2 protein-coding genes are annotated in these 4,234 nt (G+C 69.5%); both read right to left on the reverse strand.

The window, feature by feature from the left end; translation table 11 throughout:
- Positions 1-3,380: DUF4347 domain-containing protein (locus tag G3A44_RS23005; protein WP_163460089.1), on the reverse strand; the 3,380-nt coding region annotated here is incomplete at its 3' end.
- Positions 3,381-3,450: 70 nt separating this feature from the next.
- Positions 3,451-4,234, reverse strand: a 784-nt coding sequence (locus tag G3A44_RS23010) for an efflux RND transporter periplasmic adaptor subunit (RefSeq protein ID WP_203561547.1), incomplete at its 5' end; no start/stop codon positions are given.

Below are 4,234 nucleotides of genomic sequence, written 5' to 3' on the forward strand. Positions count from 1 at the left end.
CCGTTGCCGTCGTCGACCAGGACGATGAAGGAATCGACACCGCTCCAGCCGGCATCAGGCGTGTAGGTGTAGATGCCGGTGGCGGCGTCGATCGTGACCGAGCCGTTGCTGGGGTGGGTATCCACGCCAAAGGCCAGGGTGTCGCCATCGGCATCACCCGCGGCCACAGTGCCACCCACCGGCGTGTCCTCGTCCGTGGTCAGCTCATAGCGGCCGTCGGTGGCGTCCCAGTCCGGGTCGGTGACGTCGCCGCCCTCGGGCGCGTCGTTGACCGCATTGACCGTGAGGCTGGCGGTGGCCGAGGTGGAGGTGGCGCCGCTGTTGTCGGTGGCGGTGTAGCTGAAGCTGGTGGAGCCGTTCCAGTCGGCGTCGGGCACAAAGTAGAGCGTAGCGGCGTTGACCGAATCACCCGCGGCCACCACCTGGGTCAGGCCGGCGTCGCTGTAGAGCGTGCCGTGGCTGGGCAGGGTGCTGACGGTGTAGCTGGCGATGGTGCCGTCGGCGTCCGAACCGGACAGGGTGATGGTGATGGAGGCGGCGTCTTCGTTGCCACTGGCGCTGACGTTGCTGGCTGTGGGCGCGGTATTGGCCGCCGGATCAGCGAAGTCGATGCTCAGGCCGGCACGTACCGCGCCGGTCACCACACAGGCGTTGCCGCCAGTGAAAGCCGAGCCGGTGAACCGCACCTGGATGTTGGCCAGGTCATCGGCGCTCAGGTGACTGGTGGCCTGGCCCGTGAAGCTGAGCGTGGCGTGGGTGGCATCTACGCGGGTGACAACGGCGGTCAATCCGTCTGGCAGATTGGCCACCACCACGCCGCTGAGGGTCTGGCCGTCCGTGCCGGTGAAGGTTTCGTTGGCCAGCGTGATCGTGGCCGTCTGGGAAATGCTGCCGTTGTTGGCCCCCGCCTCGCTGAAGGCCAGCCGGTCGTAGCTGAGGGAGGCTGCGGGCGTGTCCACGCTGGTGGGGGTGGCCGACCACCCAGGACCGACGCTGAAATCGAAGGCGAAGTAGGCCAAGCCGTTGAAACTGCCTGCCCCTGAGGCGTTCACCCCCGCCTTGAGCACCAGCGAGTTCATGCTGTCGTAGAACACCTTGACCCTATAGCCGTCGGCAAAGATGCTGGTGTTGTTGGTGGCCGAGCCGGTGGGGGCGTAGGTGAACCGAACCGACCCGTCAGCCTGGGTGCTGGCCGTCAGCTGGGTGTTACTGGCAACCTCATACCGTGAGAAGCCCTTGAACTCCTGGAACTGCCGGTCGCTGTTGGACGAGCTGACGCCATCGATGTCGTATGAGTTGATGGCCACGTGCTCCAGGGTCACGGCTTCGCCGGTGCCGCCGCCTGAGTAGGTTCCTGCCTTGTAGAAGTCGATGCGGTAGCTGGCATAGCCGCCGGCGGCGGTGGCCGTCAGGTTGGGCTGGAAGTAGGCCGATGTTCCCGAGGGGTTGGCGGTGCTGTCGTAGGTGCCGATGGAGACGTTATTCAGCGTCGTGGTCACCACGGCGTCCACGGCTTGCCCGTTGAGTGTGATGACGTTGTTGAAGCGCACCACGTCGCCGTTGGCTCGCCCGTCGCCGACGAGGTTGAGGAAGTTGTTGCCGGCGCCGCTGGTGCCCGTGCCGTTGAAGTTCAGGGTTTGCCAGTTGGCGTCGAGCACCGTGGGCGTGTCGTTGTCGGCGCCGCCATGGGTCGCGGTGGCGGTGTTGTTGTTTGCCAGGAAGACGTCGTCCACCGTGCCATCGTCGGAGATGGTGCCGGTGCCTTGGGCGCCGGCGGGGTTGGAGACGGTGCCTGTGACGGTGCCCGTGCTCAGCCCGTAAACCTCGGGTCCTTCGGACAAGCCATCGTTCTGGATGGCCGCACGCACCAGTACCGACGTGCTGCCTGCGGTCAGGGTGATGCCGCCGCTGGCTGAGACCCAGGTGGTGCCATTGAAGTACTCCAGCGTGCTGCCCGTGTCGGTGCCCACGGTGGCGTAGCCGCAGCCGCTGCCCAGGCTCACCAGGCTGGGTGTGAAACTCACGGCCGTGCTGGAGGCGGCGCTGAGTGACACGGTGAACACCGCATAGGGCGAGTCTTCGCTCACCGTCACATCACTCACACTCACCGTGGGACTGCTCTGCTGCAGCGTGCGGAAGCCGTTCAGCCCTGCCAGGTAGCTGTTGTCCGCCGGCAGGCTGATGTTGGTGTCGGTGGGGCTGAAGAAGCCTTCATCGCCCGGCACCACCAGCAAGAAGCCCAGGCCGTTGAGATTGGCCGTGCCGTTGCCGGCCGTGAAGAAGTAAAAGGCCTCGGAATCGCCGGAATTGCCGTCGATCGTCTTGATGTGCTTGGAGATGGCGCCCGTCAAGGTGAAGGTGCCGGTCACCGTGGTGCCGGCGGTGTTCTTCAGGGAGCCGGTGAAGGTGAGTGTGCCGGTGACGTCGTTGCCCTGGGTGTCGATCTGGAAGCTGCCGTCGCTGGCCGTGGAGTTGGCCGAGGCGGTGAAGGTGAAGCTGCCGCTGCTGGCCGCGTTCACGCCATTGACGCTGCCGTTGGCGGTGTTGGGGTCGATGTCGGGGTTGGTGGAGTTGGCGCCAAAGCCGCCCGGGCTGCCGTTGTCAAACAGCTGGTAGCCCGTGTTCAGGCTCACGGAGGGAGCGGGCAGGCTCTGGGCCCAGGCCGCATCGCTCACCTGCAGGGTCTCGGTCTCCACCTGCCCGGCCCGGGCCTCTAGAACCCAGTCGCCGCCGCGCGCATTGGCGCCCGTGGCGTCGGTGCTGGCGGCCACGTCGGCGCCGGTCAGCTCGGCCAGTCGGGTGATGAAGGCTTGGCCGTTGGCGCCTTCGGCCACGTCGCAGCCGTAGAGCAGCAGGTCGCCCTGTTCACTCAGCAGGCCGCCCAGGGCCTGCAGGGCGGGGGCCGCCGGGTCCAGCTGGTCCAGGCCCAGGGTGGTGGCGCCCAGGGCGATCTGCCCCTGCGCGCCGTGGCCCAGCAGGTGCAGGGCTTCCAGTGGCGGCTGGCCGGCCAGGGCTTCCTGGAGCTGGGCCAGGCCGTCGCGGCTGGGGTCGAGCACCAGCACCTGGCGGCCTGGGCCCAGGGCGGCCAGCAGGCCCTCCAGGTCGGGCACCCGGGCGTCGATGACGACCAGTTCGGCGCGGCCGGGCAGGGCCGGGGGCAGGCTGGCCACGCCCTGGCCGGGCATGGCCTCCAGGGCGGTGTCCCGCGCGGTCTCGCGTGGGGTGTCCGGGATGACCCGGGCGCCGGGGTCGGCGTCCGCATCGGCCTGGCGCTGCACGGCCTCCACGGCGGCGGCGCCGTCAAACATCAGGCGGGCCTCCAGGGCCATCACTCGGGGGCTGGCGCGGCGGGTCAGTCGGCGGCGTTGGGGGCGGGACATGCGGACACCTCGGAAGGGGCAAGGCGGCCGCCCGGCTCCGGACGGTCCGCAGAAAAACGGGATTGGGTCTTCAGGGCTGGGCGCTGGCGCCGGCGCGCTGCACCAGCACGCGGCCGCTCATGCCGGCCATCAGTTCGCGGGGGCGGCCGTCGATGGCGGCCACGACCTTGATCGACTGGCTGACCGGGTCGACCCGGGCGCCCAGGCGCAGCACTCGGGCCGGGTAGCTGCGGCCGGTCTCGTCCACGGCGATGCGCACGGCGCTGCCGGCGCGCACCTGGGCCAACCAGCGCGAGGGCATGATGAACTCGACCTCCAGCACGCTGTCGTCGATCACTTCCAGCAGGGCCTGGCCGGGCTGCACAAACTGCTGCTCGCGGACCTTCTGCTCGGCCACCCGGCCGGCAAAGGGCGCCACGATCTGGCATTTGCCCAGCTGCACCTGGATCTGCTGGGCCTCGGCCCGGGTCTTGGCCACTTCGGCCTCGGCGTTGTCCAGTTCCTGGCGGCCGGTGGCCCCCAACTCCACCAGGCGGCGCTGGGTGGCCAGCTGCTTCTCCGCGGCGCCCAGGGTGGCCTCGGCGCGGGCCATCTGGGCCCGCTGCAGGCTGCAATCAAAGGCCACCAGCACCTGACCGGCCTGCATGGGGCTGCCTTCGCTGACCGGCAGCTGTTCGATGCGGGCGCCGATCTCGGCGGCCAGCAGGGTGTAGCGCTGCGGGGCGAGCTGGGCCCGCAGCTCCGGACCGCCCCAGGCGCTCGGCGGCGTCGCGGGCGGGGTGGCGGTGGCCAGCACCGGGGCGGGCGCCGTGGCCGCCGGACTGCTCAGGCCCAGCAGCGGGGCGGCGGGCCGC

The sequence above is a fragment of the Ideonella livida genome (assembly GCF_010499455.1).
In the GTDB taxonomy this organism is placed as follows: domain Bacteria; phylum Pseudomonadota; class Gammaproteobacteria; order Burkholderiales; family Burkholderiaceae_C; genus Ideonella; species Ideonella livida.